The sequence below is a fragment of the Acidisoma sp. 7E03 genome (assembly GCF_054665075.1).
This window is the reverse complement of record NZ_BAAFHE010000008.1, coordinates 89054-110351: the sequence shown is the minus strand read 5'-3', so window position 1 is coordinate 110351 and position 21298 is coordinate 89054. Positions and strand designations below refer to the sequence as shown.

The following is a 21298-nucleotide window of genomic DNA, read 5'->3' as shown; positions in this document are numbered from 1 at the left end:
TTGCGGGCCCTCGGGCCCGCCCCATACGACTTGCAAGGGGCCGGCTCTGTCGGCCCCTCTTTCTTTTGCGGTGCCTCCATGAAGTTCCTCGACCAGGCCAAGATCTATGTCCGCTCCGGTGACGGCGGGGACGGCGTGGTCGCCTTCCGGCGGGAAAAATACATCGAATATGGCGGCCCGGACGGTGGCAATGGCGGCCGCGGCGGGGACATCATTTTCGAGGTCTCGCCCGACCTCAATACGCTGATCGACTTCCGCTACACCCAGCACTTCAAGGCGCCCAAGGGCGGCAACGGATCAGGCTCGGACCGCACTGGCCGGGATGCCGAATCCATCGTCATCAAGGTGCCGATCGGCACCGAAATCCTGGACGACGACCGCGAGACCCTGCTCGCCGATCTCGACCGGCCGGACAGCCGTGTGGTGCTGTGCCGCGGCGGCGATGGCGGCCACGGCAACGCCATGTTCAAGAGCAGTACCAACCGGGCACCCCGCCGGGCCGACAAGGGCTGGCCGGGCGAAGAGCGCTGGGTCTGGCTGCGCCTCAAGCTCATCGCCGATGTCGGCCTCGTCGGGCTGCCGAATGCGGGCAAGTCGACCTTCCTCTCCGTCGTCTCCGCCGCCAAGCCGAAGATCGCGGACTACCCCTTCACCACCCTGGTGCCGCAGCTCGGCGTGGTGCGGCCGACGGAGTATGAGGAATTCGTCCTCGCTGACATTCCGGGGCTGATCGAAGGCGCGCATGAAGGCGTGGGCCTTGGGGACCGTTTCCTCGGCCATGTCGAGCGCTGTGCCGCTCTCCTGCATCTCATCGACGGCGCCGCCGGCAACGTGGTGGATGCCTGGCGCACGGTGCGCGGCGAGCTGGAGGCCTATGGCGCCGGCCTGCTCGACAAGCCGGAGATCCTCGTCCTCAACAAGGCGGATGCGATGAGCTCCCGCGAGCTTTCGGCGCGGCGTGCGGCACTGGCGAAGGCCTCCGGTGCCCCCGTCTTCGTCGCCTCCGGCGTGTCCGGCGAAGGCGTGCCCGAAGTGCTGCGCGCCCTGATGAACATCGTGAAGGAGACGCGGGCCGATCGCACGGCGGCGCTCAAGAAGGAGGCGCGGGCGTGATTCTGCCGGCTCTCGGCAGCGCCCGCCGCCTCGTCGTCAAGCTCGGCTCCGCGCTGGTCGTGGACCAGGCGGCGGCAACCCCCCGCCAGCTCTGGCTGAACGAGGTCGCGGAGGACATCGCGACCCTGCGCGCCCAGGGGACGGAGGTGATCGTCGTCTCCTCCGGCGCCATCGCCCTCGCGCGCCGCACGCTGAACCTCACCCAGCCGCGCCTCAAGCTCGAGGAGAAGCAGGCGGCGGCAGCGGTCGGCCAAATCCGTCTGGCCCAGGCCTGGACGGAGGCGCTTTCCGCCCAGAACATCACGGCGGCGCAGCTGCTGCTGACCATGGAGGACACCGAGGACCGGCGCCGCTACCTCAATGCCCGGGCGACGCTCACCACGCTCCTCGCCCTCGGCTGCGTGCCGGTGATCAACGAGAACGACACGGTGGCGACGGCGGAAATCCGCTTCGGCGACAATGACCGCCTGGCCGCGCGCGTCGCCGAGATGGTGGAGGCGGACCAGCTCGTCCTGCTCTCCGACATCGACGGGCTCTATACCGCCGACCCGCGGCGTGACCCTGATGCGCGCCACATCCCGGTCGTGCCGGTGATGACGCCCGAGATCGACGCCATGGGCGGTGAACCGCCCCCCGGTTATTCCTCAGGCGGGATGCGCACCAAGCTCGTTGCCGCGCGGATTGCGACGGCTGCCGGCTGCGCGATGGCGATTGCCCTCGGCCACCGGCCCCATCCCCTACGGGCCCTGCTGGAAGGCGCGCCCTGCACCTGGTTCCTGCCGAGCGGCGACGGCCGCTCCGCTCGCAAGCGCTGGATTGGTGGCAGCCTGTCCCCGCTCGGCACACTGACCGTGGATGGTGGTGCAGCCCGTGCCCTCACCCGCGGCAGTTCGCTGCTGCCGGCCGGCGTGCGGGTGGTCGCCGGAGATTTCGCCCGTGGCGATGCGGTGCGCGTGTTGGGGCCGGACGGCACGGAACTGGGCCGTGGCCTCTCCGCCTATTCGGCCGAGGACGCGCGGCGCATCGCTGGCCATCGCTCGGAAGAGATCGAAGCGATTCTCGGCTGGCGCGGGCGGGATGAGCTGATCCACCGCGACGATCTCGTCCTGATCTGAATCGTGCGATCATTTTCGCCGCGCAACCTGGCGATAATCACGATATAAAAACGTTTCATGCAGGTGGCGTAGGGCTGCCTTCGTTAAAGAGCGTGTCACCATTCACGAATATTTGATGCGTTTCAGTCCAAAGGTGCGCCGCCCAGAAGACGATGGAACACCATGAGACAGGAGCCTAAACAGCCGACCGCAACTGCCGAGGAGCTTCGGCCACTGGTGGAAGACGCGCTGCGGTCGAAACGACTTTTGCTGACCTTTCCCCGCGCACTGGAAGCACGTTTTCGGGCAGATTCGGCCATCCATCGCGCGGCCGAGATGCGGTCCTTCGCCATGATCACCTGTGGTCTCTATCTGCTGGTCCTGGCGATGGCGGCGACCATCTTTCACGGATTCTGTGAGATCCCGCATCAGATCCTGCACGGCGTCACCGTGGTCACGATTACCCTGCTCGCCATTCCTTTCCTGCGCGGCGACGTCAGTTTCAGGGCACGAAAGACGGCCTTCTTTCTGACATGTCTTGCCTACGGGCTTCTGCCCCTGCTCTTTGTCGTAACAGAGGCGCATCGGCCGCCCATCGAGGAACTGATCATCGCGGCGCTCCCGATCAGCTACCTCATCATGTTCAGCCGCCTGCCAATGCACTTGGCGGGCTTGCTTACACTCGCGATTCTCGGCGGCTACGCCCTCGTCCTCGCAACGCTTGCGCCGGCCTGGCCCTGCCTCGAAGACAAGCTGGAACTCCTCGCCCTCATCCTGCTGCAAGCCGGACCGGCGCTCGTCGCACTGCGCTTCATCGAGCGGAGCATACGCAAGCTCTACCTGCACGGGCTACTGGAACGCCTGAATTACGAGCGCGCCCTCGCCTCAAATGCGGTCCTCACCAGCCTCTCCTATACCGATCCGCTCACGGGGGTGGCCAATCGGCGGCGGATGGATGCCGAACTCGCCCGCATCTGCGACCTGGAGGATGCGCGGGCGAGTTTCCTGATGCTCGACATCGACTGGTTCAAGACCTTCAACGACCATTACGGCCATCCCCTGGGCGACCGCTGCCTGCAGGAGGTCGCCACCTGTCTCTCGGGCGTCCTGCGCGACGGCGACCTTCTGGCCCGCATGGGCGGCGAGGAATTCGGCGTGCTGCTGCCCGGCATCCTCATGCAGGAGGCGGTGCTGGTCGCGGAACGCCTGCGCAAAGCCGTCGCCTCCTACCCCTTCATGGTCGGCACGCAGATCGTGAAGATCACGGTGAGCATCGGCATCTCCACCATCGTGCCGCATGACGACCCGGCGCGCGTGGTGGAAGCCGCGGACAAGGCGCTCTACCGCGCGAAGCAGGCCGGCCGAAATCAGATCGGCGGGCCTTGGACGAAGCAGGCACCGCGAGACGGCCTCGCCGAAAGTTGAGGCAGGGATCTCCATGAAGTCCCGGCACCGCCGGCCGCCTGCCCTCTAAAAACCACATCCGGCGGCCCCTTATTGGGACCCATGGATCAGATGGTTGAAAAGACCGGCAGTTCTGCCATTCGGGACGATCGCATCACCCCGGCCGGCCGTGACGAGATCGACGCCCTCACCGGCATTCGCGGCATCGCCGCCGTGATCGTCATCGCCTATCACACTTATCCCGCGCGGGATTTCCCACTCGGCCTCAGCCACCTCGTGGCACGCGGCTATCTCGCGGTGGACGTCTTCTTCGTGCTCAGCGGCTTCGTCATGGCGCTGACCTACGGGACGATGTTCCGCGAGCGGGTGCGCTTGCCCGCGGTGGTAACCTTCCTGCTGCGACGCGTGGCGCGGCTCTACCCGCTCTACATCACCTTCTTCGCGCTGCGGCTTCTCTACTCCCTCGCGGTCTACGACAGCGTGCAGGTGGACAAGGCGTGGTTCGCGCTCAACCTGCCGCACCCGGTGCGGGACGTGATCGCCAACGTCTTCATGATCCAGTCCTGGGGCGTGGCCAAGGCAGCCACGACGCCCACCTGGTCGATCAGCACGGAATGGGGTGCCTATTTCGTCTTCCCCTTCGTGGTCGGGGTCATCCTGTTCCGCCGGCCGCTGCACGCGCTGCTGGCGGGCGTTCTGGCCGTCGGACTGGTGCTGCTGGCAAGCTTCCTCACCTCCTTTGACGGGATGCACCACAACGGCGCGCTGGATGCCTATGACGGCCGCACCCTCATTCCGCTGCTGCGCTGCCTCGGTGGTTTCGCGATCGGCCTGCTCACCTACCGGCTCTATACCTGGGAACCGGCGCGGCGCGTCGCGGCAGCCGGCCTCGCCTGGGCGGCGCTCGCCTGGATCGCCGTCGCCCTACTGCTGCACCTGCCGGACCAGGCAATCTACCCGGCCTTTCCGGCCCTGGTGCTGGGCCTTGCCTGCGACCGCGGCCTGCTGGCCCGCATCCTGTCCTGGGGCCCGATCTTCCAGCTCGGCGTGCTGAGCTATACGATCTACGTGATCCACAACGTCTGGATCGGCCTCGTCCATTGGCAGATCGATCATCTGCCGAGCGCCATGCCGACGCTGGTGGCGCAGACCATGTCGGCCGTCTTCCTGGTGGTGAGCCTCGGCCTCGTGGGCTACGCGCTGCACCACTGGGTCGAGGTGCCGGGCCGGCGCATCGTCCGCCGCCTGGGCGACCGCGTGGCGGGCTGGTGCGCCCGCCTCCCCTCAATCGTGAATAAAGGTCGCTTCGATCTCGCCGAAGGTGACGCCAAGCTTCGTACCCCAGGCGCGGTTCATCATGATCTTCGGCGCGACCATCCACTGCCAGTCGTCAAAGGTTAGCGTGTGGTCCGACCCGCTGCTCTTGAAGTTGAAGACGTAGTGCATGCGGTAGGCATTGCCTGAGGTCTGGCCGCGGGTTTCGCCGACGACGTCAGGCGTATGTCCGATCCAGGTGCCGTCTGGGTCGCGGGTGAAGGTCCAGTCGCGGTCCTGGGTCTTGCCGTCCGAGAACAGGTAGTGCTCGTGCAGGCGCAGGGTGGTGCCGTCCCACACCCCGTTCTCGTCCGCCGTGAACTGCTTCACGACATTGCCATTGCGATCGAAGAAGAAGCCGTAGCCGCGGGAGTGGCCGCTGTAGAAATCCTCGACCTTGAAGAGCGGCCGGCGGTCGGCGAAGGCCGTCACGGGCTGGCGCGCGCAGCCGGCGAGAGCGGCGAGCGCGCTCACCGATAGGATCAAGCCCACACGACGGCTCATGCGACATCCTCCCCAGACCGTTTCGCTTCTCTACGGGGGAGAACGGGCTTTGGATCGCGGCTAGGTGGGGTCCATCCCCTGCCGGGCATGGGCGGTGGCCAGCGGGTGCCGCTCCTCGACCAGCTTCTGCAGCCGCTCCGCCAGCAGATGCGTGTAGATCTGCGTCGTCGCGATGTCGGAATGGCCGAGCAGCATCTGCAGGCTGCGCAGATCCGCGCCCCGGCCGAGCAGATGGGAGGCGAAGGAATGGCGCAGCACGTGGGGTGAGACGCGGGCGGGATCGATCCCAGCCTTGAGCGCGATCTCCTTCAGCGCCAGGAAGAAGGCCTGGCGGGTCAGCGCCCGGCGCGGGTCCCGCCCGGCGAAGAGCCAGCGCCCGCCCGGCTTGCCGCTGGCCTTGCGCGCCGCTCGCAGCGCGAGTGCGGCATCCCGCGCCGTAGCGGAGAGCGGCACCAGACGGTCCTTGCCGCCCTTGCCGCGCACCATGAGCATCTCGGCATCCGGCGTCAGCGCCGCTTCGGGCAAAGCGAGAAGTTCGGAAATGCGCAGGCCGCTGGCATAGAGGATTTCGAGCCCGGCCCGCAGCGCGAGACCGGAGAGACCGCGGGCTTCGGCGGCGGCTGCGAGCAAGCCGTCGACCTCCTGCTCCGTCAGGTTCTTGGGCAAGGCGGGGGCCGCCCGGGGGGCCGTGAGCAGGCGGCCTGGATCGTCCGTCCGGCGGCCGTCACGCAGCAGGAAGCGAAAGAAACCCCGGAGGCTCGCAAGCCGCCGCGCCTGGGTGCGGGGCGACAGGCCCTGATCGGCGAGGCCGGCGAGCCAGGCACGCAGATCGGTCTGGCTGCAGTTGAGGGGCGCCTGCCCCCGCGCCGCGAGGAAGCCAAGCAGGTCTTCGAGATCGGTGCGGTAGGCGGAAAGCGTGTTGCGCGCAGCGCCCCGCTCGGCCGCCATCATTTCCAGAAAGGCTTCGAGATGGCGATCCATCAGGCGGCCGCCCGCGCGGCATAGGCCTGCTGGATCGCCTGCCAGCCGTCGATCAGCCCGGGCTGCCTCATCGGAAATTCCTCCTCCAGCACGGCGAGCCCACGAATTCGGTCGGCGCGGAACTGGCGGTAATCGCCGCGCAGTTCGCACCATGTGCCGAGCAGCGTCGATTCCGCGAAATAGGCGATGGCGAGCGGCCAGACGGTGCGCCGGGTCTCCGCCCCGTCCAGCGCGACATAGTGGAGTGCCAGCTTGTGGCCCGCGCGCATCGCCTCCCGCACCTGAGCCAGCGAGACGCCCGGGGCCACGGCGGCCCCCTGCGGCCAGACGAAGAAGGGCGTCTCCGCGACCGGCCTAGCCGCCTCCCGTTGCATGGCAGCGATCTTGGCGCGCACCCGGGCGGCCGCTTCCTGCAGGCCGCCGTCGCCGGTGCGGCGCACGAGATCGAGGGCAACGGCGATGGTGTGGAACTCCTCCGCCGTGAACATCAGCGGCGGCAGGTCGTAGCCGGCGCCGAGCACGTAGCCGAAGCCCGAGGCACCCTCCACCGGCACGCCGCTCGCCTGCAGGGCTGCGACGTCCCGGTAAATGGTACGGACCGAGACTTCCAGCCGCGCCGCGAGATGGCCAGCCGACAGTGGCCCGGAAGTGCTGCGCAGAAGCTGGATGATGTCGAACAGCCGATCGCCGCGCCGCATGGCGCCCCTCCCGTTTCGTCCCCTGGTCCACCCTGCGGGATGCTGACACAACGCTGTCAGGGCGGCTTCCTTATAACCGGGCCATCCTCAGAAGGACGAAATCGCACGATGGCGCGGTGGTTGGGAAGCGGGCTGCTGGCGGCCTCCGCCGTGGCCTATAGTCTGGCCGGGTTTTTCACCCGGCTCATTCCGCTCGATGCGGTGAGCCTGCTCTTCTGGCGCGGTCTCTTCGCCGGCAGCTTTATCCTGCTCGTCGTCTGGCTGCGCCACGGCCGCGCCGCCTGGCCGATGATCCGCGGCATCGGCTGGCAGGGCGCCGGCATCGCCGTGATGGGCAGCCTCTCCTCCTACATCTATCTCAGCGCGCTGCGCCTCACGACGGTCGCGGACGTCGCCGTGATCTACACGACCCTGCCCTTCGTGACGGCGGCGCTTGCCTGGATCGTCCTGCGGGAGCGCGAGGGCGTGCGGGTGCTGCTCGGCAGCCTGGCGGCGCTCGCCGGCGTCTGCATCATGGCGGACGGCGCCTTCCGCGCCGGACATCTGCCGGGCGACTTGCTCGCCTTCGGCATGACGCTGACCTATGCCGCGATGATCGTGATGATCCGCCGGGGGCGGCAGGTCTCAATGATGCCGGCCGTCGGCATCCAGTGTCTGGTGAGTGCAGCCGCCGCCGCGCCCTTCGCGAAGCTCGGGCCGCTCGGCGATCTGCCGCTGCTGCATCTCGTGCTCTTCGGCACCTGCCAGCTCGGCCTCGGGCTGATCCTGCTCAGCCTCGGCATGCGGCGGGTGCCGGCGACACAGGCGGCGCTGATCAGCCTGCTCGATACGCCCCTCGCCCCGCTCTGGGTCTGGCTCGCCTTCGCGGAAACCCCGCCGCTCGCGACGCTGGCGGGCGGCGCCGTGGTGGTGGGCGCCGTCGGCTGGACGATCCTCGCCGGCCCGCGCCGGATCGCGGAGGCCTGACGGCGCCCGGCCGTGAGCGTCAGGCCTTGTCAGCCACGGCGTTTGGCAGGATTTCATGCACCTGATGCTGATGCAGCGGCAGCGGGAACATGCCGAGCGCCACGAAGCCGCCGCCGATGACGACCAACAGGAACAGAATGAGAATCAACAAAAAGCTGCGCATGGTGTGGGCCTGCCCGAGAAAGATGCGGCTGTGCTAACCTCTGGCTTGATGACACGCAACACGACAGAGACCGCCCAGCCCCCTGCACCTCCGCTTCCCCTCGCCGCCCGCAGCATCGTGCTCGTCGGTCTCATGGGCGCCGGCAAGACCGCCGTGGGCAAACGCCTGGCGGCCAGCCTCGGCCTTCCCTTCATCGACACCGACCAGGAGGTGGAGGCCGCCGCCGGCTACACGGTGAGCGAAATCTTCGAGCGCTTCGGCGAACCTGCCTTTCGCGACGTCGAGCGGCGGGTGATCCGTCGCCTGCTCGACGGCCCCCGAGTCGTGCTGGCCACCGGCGGCGGCGCCTTCATGGACCCCGAGACGCGCGCCGTCATCCGGGCGCGCGGCCTCTCCATCTGGATCAGGGCTTCGCTCGGGCTGCTGCTGAAGCGCGTCGCCGGGCGCACCCATCGCCCGCTGCTGATGAGCGGCGACCCGAGCACCATCCTGCAGGGGCTGATGACGCTCCGCCATCCCATCTATGCCGAGGCCGATATCGTGATCGATTCGCGTGACGAACCCGTGGAGACAATGGCCGCCCGCCTGGCCGAGACGGTGGCGGCGCACGAACCGCCGTTGCGCGTGCCGGTCTCCCTCTCCGCGGGCGGCTATGACGTGGTCATCGGCGCCGGGCTTCTGGCGCGGGCCGGCGCCCTTCTGGCCCCGGTGCTGCCGCAGCGCCGCGCCGTGGTGGTGACGGACGAGGCCGTGGCTGCCCTGCATCTCGACACCCTCGTGGCCGGGCTAGAGGCCTCGGGCTTTGCCGCCGGCCGCATCGTCGTGCCGTCGGGCGAGGCCACCAAATCCGTCGAGCATTGGGCCTCCGTCATCGACCAGCTGCTCGACCAGGGCGTGGAGCGGCGCACCGCCGTCATCGCCCTCGGCGGCGGCGTGGTGGGCGACCTCGCGGGCTTCGCCGCCGCGGCCACGCTGCGCGGCCTGCCCTTCGTGCAGATGCCGACGACCCTGCTGGCCCAGGTCGATTCCAGCGTCGGCGGCAAGACCGGCATCAACACCCGCCAGGGCAAGAACCTGATCGGCGCCTTCCACCAGCCGCGCATGGTGCTGGCGGACACCGACACGCTGACCAGCCTGCCGCCGCGCGAGCTGCGCGCGGGCTATGCCGAAATCGTCAAGGCCGGCCTCATCGGCGATGCTGATTTCTATCTCTGGTGCGAGCAGAACGGCACCGCCGTGGTGGGCGGTGACCGCGCGGCTCAGGCCGAGGCGATCGGCCGCGCCTGCGCCTTCAAGGCGGCAGTGGTGGGAGACGACGAGCGCGAGGAAAAGCCCAATGACGGCCGCGCCCTGCTCAATCTCGGCCATACCTTCGGCCACGCGCTGGAGGCCGAGGTCGGCTACGGCCAAGGGTTGCTGCATGGCGAGGCGGTTGCGATCGGCCTCGGCCTCGCCTTCGGCCTGTCAGCGAAGCTCGGCCATTGTGCGCCGGAGCTGCGGGAGCGGGTCGAAGCGCATCTGACGGCCGTGGGCCTCCCCTCCGCTCTTGCGATGCTCAACCGCCGCTTCTCGGCCGCGCGTCTCCTCGGCCACATGCGCCGCGACAAGAAGATGCGCGACGGGGCGCTGCATTTCGTGCTGGTGCGCGGCATCGGGGAGGCCTTCACCAGCCGGGACGTGCCGGCCGAGGCGGTGGAAGAGCTGCTGCGCGAAGCCGGCTGCGAAGCCTGAGCGTTAGCCCGCTCACAAACTGTACACAGTTTCCTAGTTTCTAGGCAGAGGCGCGGGCCGATGGGCCCGCGCGCCTGCGAGCGGCGCCATTTCGGCTTGGCACGGGCTTTGCGTGAGCGTGGATACACCGCGGCCTATTGCCGACGGCGCTTCACCACGCGAGGCCCGCCCCAGTGACTGCCGTTCCGGACGTCGAGCTGATCTCGGTTACCAAGCGATACGGCGCCACCACCGCCGTCGAGAGCATCTCCCTCCGCATTCCGAAGGGCAGCTACTGCTGCCTGCTCGGCCCGTCCGGCTGCGGCAAGACCTCGACCCTGCGCATGATCGCGGGCCACGAGGACATCTCGGACGGCGACATCCTCATCGCCGGCCAGAACGTCAGCGGGCTGCCGCCGGTCAAGCGCGGCACGGCGATGATGTTTCAGAACTACGCCCTCTTCCCGCATCTCAATTGCCTCGACAACGTGGCCTTCGGGCTGAAGATGCGCGGCATCGGCAAGGCGGAGCGGCGGGCGGAGGCAGCGAAGCTGCTCGAGATGGTGCAGATGGCCAAATATGCGCACCGCCTGCCCGCCCAGCTATCCGGCGGTCAGCAGCAGCGCGTGGCGCTGGCCCGCGCCCTCATCACCCGGCCGAAGGTGCTGCTGCTGGACGAGCCGCTCTCCGCCCTCGACCCCTTCCTGCGCGGCGCGATGCGCGAGGAGCTGAAGCGCCTGCAGCGCGAGCTCGGCATCAGCTTCATCCACGTCACGCACAGCCAGGAGGAGGCGCTGGCGCTCGCCGATCTCGTTGTCGTCATGGACCACGGCATCATCGTGCAGGCAGGCCCGGCGCGGGAGGTCTTCAACGCGCCTGCCACCGCCTTCGTGGCGCGCTTCATGGGCGGACACAACGTGATCGCGCAAGCGCCGGGCCAAGCGATCGCGGTACGGGCAGACCGTTGCCGCGTCATCCCCGGCGCGGGGTCGGAGGGCGTCTCCGGCCCCGTCTCCTCCATCGAATATCTCGGCGCGCAGGTGAAGGTCGGCATCACGAGCCCGGCCGACGGTGAAGTCGTCGCCCTGCTGCCTGACGACCAGTATTTCGCCGCTCCCCTCAAGACGGGCATGGCGGCCCGCCTCGTCTGGGATGCGCGCGATGCCCATCCGCTGTCTGTCTGATCAACCCCGTCCTTCGGAGGAAGTTTCCGTTATGAGCAAGACGAGCATCCATCGCCGCGGCCTTCTGAAAGGGGCAGCGGGCGTCGCCGGCGCCGCCATCGGCTCCGGCGCCATTACCGGCTTCCCCACCATCTGGGCGCAGAACATCAAGAACATCACGCTGCGCCAGTTCGGTACCGGCGTCTCCAACCTCAATGCCATCGCCGAGCGCTGCAAGGCCGATACCGGCATCACCCTGTCGATGACAGCGATGGACACCGATGCGGCGGCGAGCCGCGCCATCACTCAGCCCAATAGCTACGACGTCGCGGACATCGAATACTTCACGGTGAAGAAGGTCTTCCCGACGGGCCGCTTGCAGCCGCTCGACGTCAAGAAGATCAAGTATTTCGATGAGATCGTGCCGCTCTTCAAAACCGGCAAGGTGACGCCGACCTCGAGCGTGGGCCAGGGGACCGCGCCTTGCAAGGTGAGCTATGTCGAGGGCGCCGAATCAACCAAGTTCGCCCCGGACGTCACCGAATGGATGACGCTGATCCCGACCATCTACAATGCCGATACGCTCGGCATCCGCCCCGATCTCGTCGGAAAGCCGATCCAGCATTGGAAGGAGTTGGTCGACCCCGCCTTCAAGGGCCGCGCCGCCATCATCAACATCCCCGGCATCGGCATCATGGATGCCGCCATGACGATCGAGAGCCTCGGGCTTTGGAAGTATGGCGACAAGGGCAACATGACGAAGCCCGAGATCGACAAGACGATCAAATTCCTGATCGAGCAGAAGAAGGCGGGTCAGTTCCGCGCCTTCTGGAAAAGCTTCCAGGAGAGCGTCGATCTCATGGCCTCGGGCGAGGTGGTGATCCAGTCCATGTGGTCGCCGGCCGTGACCGCCGTGCGCTCCAAGGGCATTGCCTGCACCTTCCAGCCTCTGGAAGAGGGCTATCGCGGCTGGGGTGGCGGCCTCGGGATCGCGAAGCACCTCAAGGGCCTCGAGCTGGACGCGGCGTACGAATACATCAACTGGTATCTCTCCGGCTGGACCGGCGCCTATCTGAACCGGCAGGGTTATTATTCGGCGGTGCTGACCACGGCGCAGAAATACATGACGCCGAACGAGTGGGGCTATTGGATGGAAGGCAAGCCCGCCACCGCCGCGATCATGAGCCCGCAGGGCCAGCAGATCGCGAAGGCCGGTGACGTGCGCGACGGCGGCTCCTACACCGACCGCATCGGCCACATCGCCTGCTGGAACTCGGTGATGGATAACGATCGCTACCTCGTCCAGAAGTGGAATGAATTCGCGGTCGCGTAGTCTCCGTCTGGCTCATGCCGAAGGGCGTCGCCTGCCGTGTCATCCGCGGCCTCGTGCCCGGGATCCATTGCCTGTGGCGCCCGAATGCATGAATGCCCGGCACAAGGCCGGGCATGACAGGTTTGAAGAACGCTTGTCTTTGAAGACGAGGCTTTCATCCCAGAATGCGGAAGGGGCCGCGCATGAGCACCACCGTCACCAATAGAACCGCCGTGACCCGAACGGCCAATGCTGCCTCATCAAAGTCCGACGGCCTTTCCGCCGGGCCCTGGCTGCTGGCGACCCCGCTCGCCCTCGTGCTCGGCGTCTTCCTCGTCGTCCCGATCCTGATGATCGTGGTGGTGAGCTTCCTCGACTACAATTCGGTGCAGATCCTCTGGAGCTTCGTAGTCCAGAACTACATCGATGCCGTATCATCCGGCGTGACCTGGGCGACCTTCCTGGTCACCATCAAATACGCGGCGATCACCTGGGTAATCACCCTCGTCCTCGGCTTCTGGCTGTCCTATTTTCTCGCCTTCGAGGTGCGCGGCACGGCCTGGCAGATGGGATTGTTTCTGGTCTGCTCAGTGCCTTTCCTTACCTCCAACATCATCCGCACGATTTCCTGGATTCCGGCACTCGGCCGCAACGGCATCGTCAACAGCCTGCTGATCGACCTACACGTGATCCATCATCCGCTGACCTTCCTGCTCTACAGCGAGTTCGCCATCATCCTCGCCTTCGTGCACCTCAACACGCTCTTCATGGTGACGCCGATCTTCAACTCGATGATGCGCATCGACCGCACGCTGATCGAAGCGGCGCGCGACAATGGCGCGGGCTTCTGGCAGATCATCTGGAACGTCATCCTGCCGCTGTCCAAGACCGGCATCGGCATCGGCACCATCTTTGTCATCACCCTGGTGATGGGCGACTTCGTCACCGTCAGCATCATGGGCGGCGGGCAGAGCGCCTCCGTCGGCATCATGATCCAGAACGAAATGTCCCAGCTGCAATATCCGGCGGCCGCCGCCAATGCCGTCATCCTGCTCGCCATCGTGCTGATCATGGTCTTCCTGATCCTGCGCGTGGTCGATATCCGCAAGGAGCTGTGAGGGATGCGCAACCTTTTCCCTCGTCACCCCCGGGTGACGTCACGACGAGGCACGGACGGGAGCAACGCCGATGAACCGTGAGCGCCGTGTCCCCGCCTTCTACATCCTGGCCGCCCTCTTCGCGGCCTTCGTGCTCTTCCTCTACGGGCCGATCCTGACCATCGTCATCCTCTCCTTCCAGGGGAAGGGCGGTGGCCTCACCTTCCCCATGCGCGGCGTTTCGCTGCATTGGTTCCACGCCCTGTTCGAGACGCAGATGGTGGGGGATTTCGGCGGCTCCATCACCCGCTCCCTGCTGCTGGCGCTGATGGTGATGGTGGCGAACGTGGTAATTTCGGTGGCCGGCGGGATGGCCTTCCGCCGCCGCTTCCGCGGCGCGACCGTGCTGTTCTACCTCGTCATCGCGAGCCTCATCGTGCCCTCGATCCTGGTGAGCCTCGGCATCGGGCTGCTCTTCAGCCAGCTCGGGCTCAATCCGGCCTGGTACAGCTCGGCCTTCGGCGCGCAGCTGACCTGGACCATCCCCTTCGGCCTGCTCATCATGTTCGCGGTCTTCAACCGCTTCAACAAAAGCTGGGAGGAGGCCGCGCGCGACCTTGGCGCCAGCCCCTGGGGCAGCTTCCGGCACGTCGTGCTGCCGATCATCCTGCCCGGCGTCATCGGCATCGCCCTCTTCGGCTTCTCCCTCTCCTATGACGAGTTTCCCCGCACCATGATGACGGCGGGGGACGCGAACACCCTGCCGCTCGAAATCTTCGCGATGACGGCGAATGTCACGACGCCGGTGATCTATGCCCTCGGCACGCTGACGACGGCCTTCTCCGCCCTCGTCATCCTGATTGCCATGACGACCATGGCGGTCATTCGCCGTCGGCGTGCGGCCAAGCTCTGAACCAGAAGGCAGCCATGAAACTGCTCGTCGTCAACCCAAACACCACCGCCTCGATGACGGAAAAGATCGGCGCCGCCGCGCGGCTGGTGGCCGCCCCTGGCACCACGATCGAGGCCGTGAACCCCGCCATGGGGCCCGTCAGCATCGAAGGCTTCTATGACGAAGCCTTCTGCGTGCCGGGGCTGATCACCGAGCTCCGCGCCGGGGAAGAGCGCGGGGCGGACGCCGCCATCGTCGCCTGTTTCGACGACCCCGGCATCGACGCCGCGCGGGCGGCGGCGGCCATTCCCGTCATCGGCATCTGCGAAGCGGCGATGCGGCTCGCAGTGCTGCTCGGGCATCGTTTCACCATCGTCACTACCCTGCCCGTATCCCTGCCCGCCATGGAGGGGCTCATCCAGCGCTATGGCATGGCCGGCCGCGGACGGGCGCGGGCGGCGGGCGTGCCGGTACTGGCGCTCGAAGATCGGGCCAGTGGTGCTGTGGACAAGGTGCGCGCGGAAATCCGCCGCGCCATCGCCGAGGATGGGGCGGACTGCATCTTGCTCGGCTGTGCCGGCATGGCCGATCTCGCGCGCGATCTGAGCGCCGAGATGGGCCTGCCGGTGATCGACGGCGTGGCCGCCGCCGTGAAGCTCGCCGAGGGGCTGGTGGGGCTCGGCCTCCGCACCTCGAAGGTCGGCGGTTATGCCGCACCGGGTGCGAAAGCCTATGCCGGGATGATGGCGGCCTTCGCGCCCGGCCGCTGAGCCGCGCCTATCGCTTCCTGAGCGTCATGTGGGAGATGGGGCGGGTCTGGAAGGTCATCACCGTGCCGGGGGGCGCCAGCGCGAAGATCCGCGCCTGGGCCTGAAAGTTCGTGGGCGGCAGCGGGGCCAGTTCCCAATCCCCAGGGACCGCGAAGAGCAGCGCGCAGGCGAGCAGCAGGCCGCCCACAACCCGGCAGACCCAGGCGCGGTCGAGGGTAAGGCTCATGAGCACGGCAAGCCAGGCGAGGATCGGGTGGAAGCTGTAGCGATTGGCGACGCCGACGGCCAGTTGATGCCACAGCGTCATGTCGTCGATGGCGAGACCATCGACGAGCCCAGCCGCAAATTCGAGTCCGACGAAGAGAAGGAAGCAGCGGAGCGCCCAGCCGCCGCGCCATAGCGCCACGGCGGCGAGGGTGAGGGCGGCGAGGACCAACAGCGTGGAGAGGACGAGCGGCCACAGCCCGGGGCCGAAGAGCCAGCCCTGCTGGTCCGCGAGCCACCCATTCCGCTTCATCGCCTGCCAGCCAAGGGTCGCCGGCCCCAGGATGGTGTTGAGCAGGATGGTGTCGAGGTTGCGCAGGGAAACGCCCAGGCCCGGGCCGCCCTGCCCCGTTCGCGTGTCCTGATGCAGCAGGATCAGGCTGGCTTGCACCGCCGCTGCGCCCAGTACCAGCAGCATCCGCCAGCACGCCCAGCGGCCGCGATGCAGCCACCACCACAACATGGCGACCGGCGCCAGAAACACCACGAAGGGTCCGCTCAGCCCGCCGACCAGAAGGACCAGGGAATCGAAAACCCGGCCGCTCCAGCCCACGGGAACTGCGGCCATGAGGATGAGGAGACAGAGCAGCGCCAGATGCCACTGGCCGTTTGTCAGATTGACGAAGACCTCGCTCATGCCCGGGGCGGCGATCAGCAAGAGCGCCAGCAGAAGCCGGGCCCCGAGGTTCGGGATGGCCGGCGCCATGCGCCGAGAGACGAGGAAGGCGGCGGGCGCCGCCTGCAGCACGAGCGCGGCGAGCGCAAAGAGCTTCGGCGCGTGCAACAGCGGAAAGGGCTGCGCCGCGAGCGCGACCAGCATCGAAATCGTCTGCAGATAGCCGCTATGGTCGATGAGCAGGCAGCGCCAGCCATCGTTGTAGCAGGTGGGGTACCAGACCCAGCCGTCCTCGCCCCAGAAGCTCGGCAGGGAGATTACCGTGGGGCAGCGCTGCCACAACAGGAGCATGGCGGCGAGGCTGGCGATGGCGGGAAGAAAGGCCCCATGCTGGAGGACGCGAAGGACCCCACGCCCGAGGCGCGCGACCTGTGCGCCGGTCCGCCGGTCGCAGGTAACCGTCACCGCCAGTCGCCTGCGCCCGAGGCGTCCGCCGACCCGGACGTGCATCGGCTCGTCATTTGGCCCAAGGCTCAGCGTTCATCTCCTGCCGCTCTCCCGAGGGCTATGGAGCCCTAGGACGGTCCCTGCAACCTCCAAGAGGCCATGCGCTGCCGGCACGGCCCTCCTGTCTCTCGGCGCTGGTTCCCGCCCAGCGCAGCGGCTAGGAATGATCCGATCATTTTCGCCGAGGCTGCCATGACCCCCATGACCATCGACCGGATCGAAACCTTCGCCGTGCCGCCGCGCTGGCTCTTCGTGCGGGTGGAGACCCGCGAAGGCGCCGTCGGCTGGGGCGAGGCCAGCCTCGAAGGCCATGGCGAGGCGGTGGAGGGCGTCTTCGCCTCGCTGCGTGAGCGCTTCATCGGCCGGGACGCGGCCGATATCGAGGAGATCTGGCAGGTCGGCTATCGCGGCGGCTTCTATCGCGGCGGCCCGGTGCTGATGAGCGCCCTCTCCGGTCTCGACCAGGCGCTGTGGGATCTCAAGGGTCGGGCGCTCGGCGTGCCGGTGTGGCAGCTGCTCGGCGGGCGCGTGCGCCAGCGCGTCGAATGCTATGCCTGGATCGGCGGCGACCGGCCGGACGAGGTGGCGGAGGCTGCGCGGGCGCGGAAGGCCCAGGGCTTCCGCGCCGTGAAGATGAACGCGACGGCGGAACTTGGCTGGCTTGCCTCGCCGCGCGATCTCGACGGCGTGGTGCAGCGCGCCGCGGCGGTGAAGGCAGAGGGGCTCGAGGTCGGGCTCGATTTCCACGGGCGGGTGCACAAGCCCATGGCGCGCCGGCTGGCCGAGCGGCTGGAAGAGATCGAACCGCTGTTCATCGAGGAGCCGCTGCTGTCGGAGAACATCGAGGGTCTGGCACAGCTCGCGCAGATGACGACGATCCCGATCGCCCTCGGCGAGCGGCTCTATACGCGCTGGGACTTCAAGCCCTTCCTGGAGCGCGGCATCGTCGACATCATCCAGCCCGACCTGTCCCATGCCGGCGGCATTTCCGAGACGCGGCGCATCGCGGCCCAGGCGGAAGCCTATGACGTGGCGCTGGCGCCGCATTGCCCGCTCGGCCCCATTGCCTTCGCCGCCTGCCTGCAGATTGCCGCGACGACGCCGAACTTCGTCATCGAGGAGATGTCCCTCGGCATCCACTACAACATCGGCGGGCACGACCTGCTCACCTATCTCGCCGACAAGTCCGTCTTCGCCCTGACGGACGGCTATGTCGCCGTCCCCGAGGGACCGGGCCTCGGCATCACCCTCGACGAGACCCTCATCCGTGACCTGTCACGCGACTTCGGCGGCTGGCGCAACCCGATCTTCCGCACGAAGGACGGCAATTTCGCCGAGTGGTAAGCACTGTCAGGAGGTGAGGGGCGCGCGGAGACGCGCCCCCTCCACCTCGCGCGCGCGGCCCTCTCCGCGCATGTAATCGGCAATATGCGGGCGCCGGTCGATTTGCAGGCGATAGAGGCCATAGGCCGCCTCGATCAGCGCGCCGCCGCGGCCAAGCCGCGCATCTCCCAGTTCAATCATCCGCAGATTAGGCCAGGCTTTCTCACGAATTTCGTGAACGCGCGCGACAATTTCTTCCGCCGGCACATCCGGCATCGCCTGCGCCAGGATCAGCACCATGGCGGCGGTTGAGCGCGAAATCCCGGCATGGCAATGCACCAGCAGGGTAGCAGGCGTCTCCTCCTGCAGCAGCCGTCCGAAGGCGAGGACCGCATCCACGTCCGCGGCGGCGGGCAGGATCATGCCGGCCGTCGGCTCGATGATGTCGTGGAAGCGCCGCTCCAGGCGGACATGTTCGCCATACTGACCAAAGGCTTCCGGTTTCGGATGATCCGGATCGAGGATGGAGAGCACGTGGGTCGCGCCCAAGCAGGCATGCTCACCCAATTCCTCGATGCCACAGACTGTCATGCCGAATTCCGGTGGCCGTGCCATGCGCGACTCCTCTCCCCTCTGTGCCGGTCAGCATGGGGCGGAAGGGCCAGCCGGCGCCAGGGTCTGCACTATCACGGACCCGAGATGAGGCGTGGCTTGATGAAGCGGGCCGCCCGGGCAACAAGAAGCGATGCGCTCCCCGCTTCCGCCTGACATCCCGGAGATCATCACCCAGCGGCTCAGGCTCCGCCGGTGGGAGGCGCGCGACCGGGCGCCCTTCGCGGCGCAGAACGCCGATGCGGAGACGATGCGCCATCTCGGAGGCCCGATGACGCGGTCGGCGAGCGACGCCTATCTCGACCGCACGCTTGCGCAGTGGCGCGAAGACGGTTGCGGCAAATGGGCGGTGGAGGAACGCGCCACCGGGGCCTTCGTTGGCGCTCTCGGCCTGCAGCGCATCCGCTTCGTGCCGCCCTTTCCCGCGGCCGACGGCATCGAAATCGCCTGGCGTCTGACGCGCGCCTTCTGGGGGCGCGGCTATGCGACGGAAGCCGCCGAGGCCGCGGCGGCCTTCGGTTTCGGCCGGCTCGGCCTGCAGGAGATCGTGGCCTTCACCGTGCCGGCGAACGCCGCCTCCCGTGCCGTGATGGAACGGCTGGGCATGGTCCATGATGGCACCTTCGACCATCCGCTGCTGGCCGAGGGCCACCCGTTGCGACCGCACGTCCTCTATCGCCTGAAGCGGTGACGCGGCGAGGTGAAGCGGCTCGCAGCATGAGGTAGAAGGCGCGCATGACTCGCCGCTCTCGTCCCCTCTGCCTCCTGGCCACCATCGCCCTAGTCCTCGGGCTCGCCGCGCCGCCGCCTGCCGCCGCGGCGCGGCTCACCGATCTTCCCTGGCGCGCCTTCGGCCGGGTGCAGACCGATTTCGGCACCCGCTGCACCGGCTTTCTCATCGCGCCTGGCCTGGTCATGACCGCGGCGCATTGCCTCTACCGCCCAGTGACGGGCCGTTTCGTGCAGCCCGGCTCGGTCCATTTCCTGCTGCGCTACGACCGCGGGCGCTACGCCGCGCATGCCCGCGCCCTCCGCTTCGTCGTCTCTCCCGGCTATGATCCCCTCCACGAACGGGCGAGCCTCGGGCTCGATCGCGCCTTCCTGACGCTGGACCACCCGGTCGGCGGCGAGACCGACGTGCTGCGCTTCGCCCCGAGCCTGCCGCCTGCAGGTGCGACGCTGCTTACCGGCGGCTACAATCGCGACCATGACGAAATCCTGGAGATCGCCACCTGCCACCTCCTCGGCGACCGGCTGGACCTCGGTCGCCACCGTCTCATCCTCGATGATTGTCCGGGTGCGCCGGGGACGAGCGGGTCCGCTCTCCTCGCCCGCATGCCAGACGGCGGCTGGGGTGTGGTGGGGCTTGCGGTCGCCCGCACCGGACCCGGCGGAGCCCAGGGCTTGGCCGAGGCGCTGGCCCGTTGACGCCCTCACCGCCCCGTCGTCTTCGTTCAAATCCCGGGGCACCTCTGTTCTGGCCCCCACCCCGAGCGCGGCGCACCAATTCGCGATCCTGCGCATAGAATGATCGAGCCCATGGAACGCTTCTCCGGCCTCTCTCTGCTCCGTCACGCCCTGGGCGGCCATCAGGGCTGGAAGCCCTTCTGGCGCGAGCCCGAGCCGAAGGCAGAATACGACGCCGTCATCGTGGGCGGCGGCGGCCATGGCATGGGCGCCGCCTATTACCTGGCGAAAGAGCACGGGATGCGGAACATCGCCGTGCTCGACAAGGGCTGGCTCGGCGGCGGCAATACCGGCCGCAACACCACCATCATCCGCTCCAACTACCTCTTCGCCGAGAGCGCCGCGCTCTACGACCACGCCCTGAAGCTCTGGGAGAACCTGTCGCAGGAGTTGAACTACAACACCATGTTCTCGCCGCGCGGCGTGCTGATGCTGGCCCATACCGTGCACGACGTGCAGGTCTTCAAGCGCCACGTCTATGCCAATCAGGCGGCGGGGGTGGACAATGAGTGGCTGACGGCCGAGCAGTGCAAGGCATACTGCCCGCCGCTCAACATCTCTTCCAATATCCGCTATCCCGTGATGGGCGGCGCCCTGCAGCGGCGCGGCGGCACGGCGCGGCACGACGCCGTGGTCTGGGGCTATGCCCGCGGGGCGGACGCCATGGGGGTCGACATCATCCAGAACTGCGCCGTCACCGGCATCCGCCGGGACGCCACGGGCGCGGTCGAAGGGGTGGAGACCGAGCGCGGCTTCATCCGCACCAAGAAGGTGGGCGTGTCGGCCGCCGGCAATACCTCGGTGGTGATGGCCATGGCGGGCCTGCGCATGCCGCTCGAAAGCTTCCCGCTGCAGGCGCTGGTCTCGGAGCCGGTGAAGCCCGATTTCCCCTGCGTCGTCATGTCCAACACCATCCACGCCTATATCAGTCAGTCCGACAAGGGCGAGATGGTGATCGGCGCCGGCACGGATGCCTATACCAGCTACACCCAGCGCGGCGGCCTGCACATCGCGAGCCACACGCTGGATGCGATCTGCGAACTGGTGCCGATGTACCGCCGGCTGCGCATGCTGCGCAACTGGGGCGGCATTGTCGATACAACGCCGGACCGTTCGCCCATCATCTCCAAGACGCCGGTGCCCGGGCTCTACGTCAATTGCGGCTGGGGGACGGGCGGCTTCAAGGCGACGCCGGGGTCTGCGCATCTCTTCGCCCATACGATCGCCCGCGACGAGCCGCATCCGATCAACGCCCCCTTCAGCCTGGAGCGTTTCACGACCGGGCATTTCATCGACGAAGCCGCCGCGGCGGCGGTTGCGCACTGAGG

The 21298-nt window shown here is 67.7% G+C and carries 21 protein-coding genes; 15 read left to right on the top strand and 6 right to left on the bottom strand.

The window, feature by feature from the left end:
- Positions 1-78 precede the first annotated feature (78 nt).
- The 4 genes from obgE to ACYQ6W_RS13710 all read left to right on the top strand — a co-directional run bounded on the left by obgE (position 79) and on the right by ACYQ6W_RS13710 (position 5012).
- Positions 79-1113 (top strand): GTPase ObgE, encoded by a 1035-nt coding sequence (gene obgE, locus ACYQ6W_RS13725; RefSeq protein WP_459675997.1) that lies wholly within the window; start codon positions 79-81, stop codon positions 1111-1113.
- The gene (gene proB / locus ACYQ6W_RS13720) at positions 1110-2228 is read left to right on the top strand and encodes a glutamate 5-kinase (protein ID WP_459675994.1); all 1119 of its coding nucleotides are present in this window, start codon (positions 1110-1112) and stop codon (positions 2226-2228) included. Before obgE ends, proB begins: the two co-directional genes overlap by 4 nt.
- 162 nt (positions 2229-2390) lie before the next feature.
- The gene (locus tag ACYQ6W_RS13715; RefSeq protein WP_459675992.1) at positions 2391-3632 is read left to right on the top strand and encodes a GGDEF domain-containing protein; all 1242 of its coding nucleotides are present in this window, start codon (positions 2391-2393) and stop codon (positions 3630-3632) included.
- Positions 3633-3722: 90 nt separating this feature from the next.
- Complete coding sequence (locus tag ACYQ6W_RS13710; protein WP_459675989.1) at positions 3723-5012, top strand: acyltransferase family protein; 1290 nt, start codon at positions 3723-3725, stop codon at positions 5010-5012.
- Here the strand turns inward: ACYQ6W_RS13710 and ACYQ6W_RS13705 are convergent.
- From ACYQ6W_RS13705 to ACYQ6W_RS13695, 3 genes are read right to left on the bottom strand one after another with little or no spacing between them, the layout of a single operon-like run.
- On the bottom strand, positions 4896-5429 hold the full coding sequence (locus ACYQ6W_RS13705) for a DUF3833 family protein (protein ID WP_459675988.1): 534 nt from the start codon (positions 5427-5429) through the stop codon (positions 4896-4898). The two genes, ACYQ6W_RS13710 and ACYQ6W_RS13705, sit on opposite strands and share 117 nt — an antisense overlap.
- 60 nt (positions 5430-5489) lie before the next feature.
- Complete coding sequence (locus tag ACYQ6W_RS13700) at positions 5490-6410, bottom strand: tyrosine recombinase (protein ID WP_459675986.1); 921 nt, start codon at positions 6408-6410, stop codon at positions 5490-5492.
- Positions 6410-7108, bottom strand: a complete 699-nt coding sequence (locus ACYQ6W_RS13695; RefSeq protein WP_459675984.1) for a helix-turn-helix transcriptional regulator — start codon at positions 7106-7108, stop codon at positions 6410-6412. The genes ACYQ6W_RS13700 and ACYQ6W_RS13695 overlap by 1 nt, the downstream gene beginning before the upstream one ends.
- A gap of 108 nt (positions 7109-7216) precedes the next feature.
- Between ACYQ6W_RS13695 and ACYQ6W_RS13690 the strand changes: the two genes are divergently transcribed.
- Positions 7217-8074 (top strand): DMT family transporter, encoded by an 858-nt coding sequence (locus ACYQ6W_RS13690; protein ID WP_459675983.1) that lies wholly within the window; start codon positions 7217-7219, stop codon positions 8072-8074.
- 19 nt (positions 8075-8093) lie between these two features.
- On the opposite strand, the gene ACYQ6W_RS13685 is transcribed toward ACYQ6W_RS13690, so the two are convergent.
- The gene (locus ACYQ6W_RS13685) at positions 8094-8237 is read right to left on the bottom strand and encodes a hypothetical protein (RefSeq protein WP_459675982.1); all 144 of its coding nucleotides are present in this window, start codon (positions 8235-8237) and stop codon (positions 8094-8096) included.
- Positions 8238-8285: 48 nt separating this feature from the next.
- On the opposite strand from ACYQ6W_RS13685, the gene aroB reads away from it, so the two are divergent.
- The 6 genes from aroB (at position 8286) to ACYQ6W_RS13655 (ending at position 15181) form a co-directional block, all read left to right on the top strand.
- Positions 8286-9968, top strand: a complete 1683-nt coding sequence (gene aroB, locus ACYQ6W_RS13680; RefSeq protein WP_459676226.1) for a 3-dehydroquinate synthase — start codon at positions 8286-8288, stop codon at positions 9966-9968.
- A 173-nt stretch (positions 9969-10141) separates the two neighbouring features.
- Positions 10142-11131 (top strand): ABC transporter ATP-binding protein, encoded by a 990-nt coding sequence (locus ACYQ6W_RS13675; RefSeq protein ID WP_459675981.1) that lies wholly within the window; start codon positions 10142-10144, stop codon positions 11129-11131.
- A 31-nt stretch (positions 11132-11162) separates the two neighbouring features.
- Positions 11163-12443 carry an ABC transporter substrate-binding protein gene (locus ACYQ6W_RS13670; RefSeq protein WP_459675979.1) on the top strand — a complete coding sequence of 427 codons (1281 nt, stop codon included), beginning with the start codon at positions 11163-11165 and terminating at the stop codon, positions 12441-12443.
- 182 nt (positions 12444-12625) lie between these two features.
- Positions 12626-13540: an ABC transporter permease gene (locus ACYQ6W_RS13665; RefSeq protein WP_459675977.1), complete on the top strand. Its 915-nt coding sequence runs from the start codon at positions 12626-12628 to the stop codon at positions 13538-13540.
- 70 nt (positions 13541-13610) lie between these two features.
- Positions 13611-14432, top strand: coding sequence for an ABC transporter permease (locus tag ACYQ6W_RS13660; protein WP_459675975.1), 822 nt, complete (start codon positions 13611-13613; stop codon positions 14430-14432).
- A gap of 14 nt (positions 14433-14446) precedes the next feature.
- A complete protein-coding gene (locus ACYQ6W_RS13655) occupies positions 14447-15181 on the top strand; it encodes an aspartate/glutamate racemase family protein (RefSeq protein ID WP_459675973.1) in 735 nt (244 codons plus the stop codon).
- 7 nt (positions 15182-15188) lie between these two features.
- On the opposite strand, the gene ACYQ6W_RS13650 is transcribed toward ACYQ6W_RS13655, so the two are convergent.
- Complete coding sequence (locus tag ACYQ6W_RS13650; protein ID WP_459675972.1) at positions 15189-16571, bottom strand: hypothetical protein; 1383 nt, start codon at positions 16569-16571, stop codon at positions 15189-15191.
- 189 nt (positions 16572-16760) lie between these two features.
- On the opposite strand from ACYQ6W_RS13650, the gene dgoD reads away from it, so the two are divergent.
- On the top strand, positions 16761-17912 hold the full coding sequence (dgoD, locus tag ACYQ6W_RS13645; protein WP_459675970.1) for a galactonate dehydratase: 1152 nt from the start codon (positions 16761-16763) through the stop codon (positions 17910-17912).
- Between the two features lie 6 nt (positions 17913-17918).
- On the opposite strand, the gene ACYQ6W_RS13640 is transcribed toward dgoD, so the two are convergent.
- A complete protein-coding gene (locus ACYQ6W_RS13640) occupies positions 17919-18506 on the bottom strand; it encodes a tyrosine phosphatase family protein (protein ID WP_459675969.1) in 588 nt (195 codons plus the stop codon).
- A 130-nt stretch (positions 18507-18636) separates the two neighbouring features.
- Between ACYQ6W_RS13640 and ACYQ6W_RS13635 the strand changes: the two genes are divergently transcribed.
- From ACYQ6W_RS13635 to ACYQ6W_RS13625, 3 genes are all read left to right on the top strand, one after another.
- The gene (locus tag ACYQ6W_RS13635) at positions 18637-19194 is read left to right on the top strand and encodes a GNAT family N-acetyltransferase (protein ID WP_459675967.1); all 558 of its coding nucleotides are present in this window, start codon (positions 18637-18639) and stop codon (positions 19192-19194) included.
- A gap of 44 nt (positions 19195-19238) precedes the next feature.
- The gene (locus tag ACYQ6W_RS13630) at positions 19239-19931 is read left to right on the top strand and encodes a trypsin-like serine peptidase (RefSeq protein ID WP_459675966.1); all 693 of its coding nucleotides are present in this window, start codon (positions 19239-19241) and stop codon (positions 19929-19931) included.
- A 111-nt stretch (positions 19932-20042) separates the two neighbouring features.
- Positions 20043-21296: a sarcosine oxidase subunit beta family protein gene (locus tag ACYQ6W_RS13625; protein WP_459675965.1), complete on the top strand. Its 1254-nt coding sequence runs from the start codon at positions 20043-20045 to the stop codon at positions 21294-21296.
- Positions 21297-21298: the final 2 nt, after the last annotated feature.

Excerpts from the sequence above, each read along its gene's own strand:
- obgE (WP_459675997.1), top strand. The coding sequence starts at position 79 with ATGAAGTTCCTCGACCAGGCCAAGATCTATGTCCGCTCCGGTGACGGC.
- ACYQ6W_RS13715 (WP_459675992.1), top strand. The coding sequence starts at position 2,391 with ATGAGACAGGAGCCTAAACAGCCGACCGCAACTGCCGAGGAGCTTCGG.
- ACYQ6W_RS13710 (WP_459675989.1), top strand. The coding sequence starts at position 3,723 with ATGGTTGAAAAGACCGGCAGTTCTGCCATTCGGGACGATCGCATCACC.
- ACYQ6W_RS13705 (WP_459675988.1), bottom strand. The coding sequence starts at position 5,429 with ATGAGCCGTCGTGTGGGCTTGATCCTATCGGTGAGCGCGCTCGCCGCT.
- ACYQ6W_RS13700 (WP_459675986.1), bottom strand. The coding sequence starts at position 6,410 with ATGGATCGCCATCTCGAAGCCTTTCTGGAAATGATGGCGGCCGAGCGG.
- ACYQ6W_RS13695 (WP_459675984.1), bottom strand. The coding sequence starts at position 7,108 with ATGCGGCGCGGCGATCGGCTGTTCGACATCATCCAGCTTCTGCGCAGC.
- ACYQ6W_RS13690 (WP_459675983.1), top strand. The coding sequence starts at position 7,217 with ATGGCGCGGTGGTTGGGAAGCGGGCTGCTGGCGGCCTCCGCCGTGGCC.
- ACYQ6W_RS13685 (WP_459675982.1), bottom strand. The coding sequence starts at position 8,237 with ATGCGCAGCTTTTTGTTGATTCTCATTCTGTTCCTGTTGGTCGTCATC.
- aroB (WP_459676226.1), top strand. The coding sequence starts at position 8,286 with ATGACACGCAACACGACAGAGACCGCCCAGCCCCCTGCACCTCCGCTT.
- ACYQ6W_RS13670 (WP_459675979.1), top strand. The coding sequence starts at position 11,163 with ATGAGCAAGACGAGCATCCATCGCCGCGGCCTTCTGAAAGGGGCAGCG.
- ACYQ6W_RS13665 (WP_459675977.1), top strand. The coding sequence starts at position 12,626 with ATGAGCACCACCGTCACCAATAGAACCGCCGTGACCCGAACGGCCAAT.
- ACYQ6W_RS13660 (WP_459675975.1), top strand. The coding sequence starts at position 13,611 with ATGAACCGTGAGCGCCGTGTCCCCGCCTTCTACATCCTGGCCGCCCTC.
- ACYQ6W_RS13655 (WP_459675973.1), top strand. The coding sequence starts at position 14,447 with ATGAAACTGCTCGTCGTCAACCCAAACACCACCGCCTCGATGACGGAA.
- ACYQ6W_RS13650 (WP_459675972.1), bottom strand. The coding sequence starts at position 16,571 with ATGCACGTCCGGGTCGGCGGACGCCTCGGGCGCAGGCGACTGGCGGTG.
- dgoD (WP_459675970.1), top strand. The coding sequence starts at position 16,761 with ATGACCCCCATGACCATCGACCGGATCGAAACCTTCGCCGTGCCGCCG.
- ACYQ6W_RS13640 (WP_459675969.1), bottom strand. The coding sequence starts at position 18,506 with ATGGCACGGCCACCGGAATTCGGCATGACAGTCTGTGGCATCGAGGAA.
- ACYQ6W_RS13635 (WP_459675967.1), top strand. The coding sequence starts at position 18,637 with ATGCGCTCCCCGCTTCCGCCTGACATCCCGGAGATCATCACCCAGCGG.
- ACYQ6W_RS13630 (WP_459675966.1), top strand. The coding sequence starts at position 19,239 with ATGACTCGCCGCTCTCGTCCCCTCTGCCTCCTGGCCACCATCGCCCTA.
- ACYQ6W_RS13625 (WP_459675965.1), top strand. The coding sequence starts at position 20,043 with ATGGAACGCTTCTCCGGCCTCTCTCTGCTCCGTCACGCCCTGGGCGGC.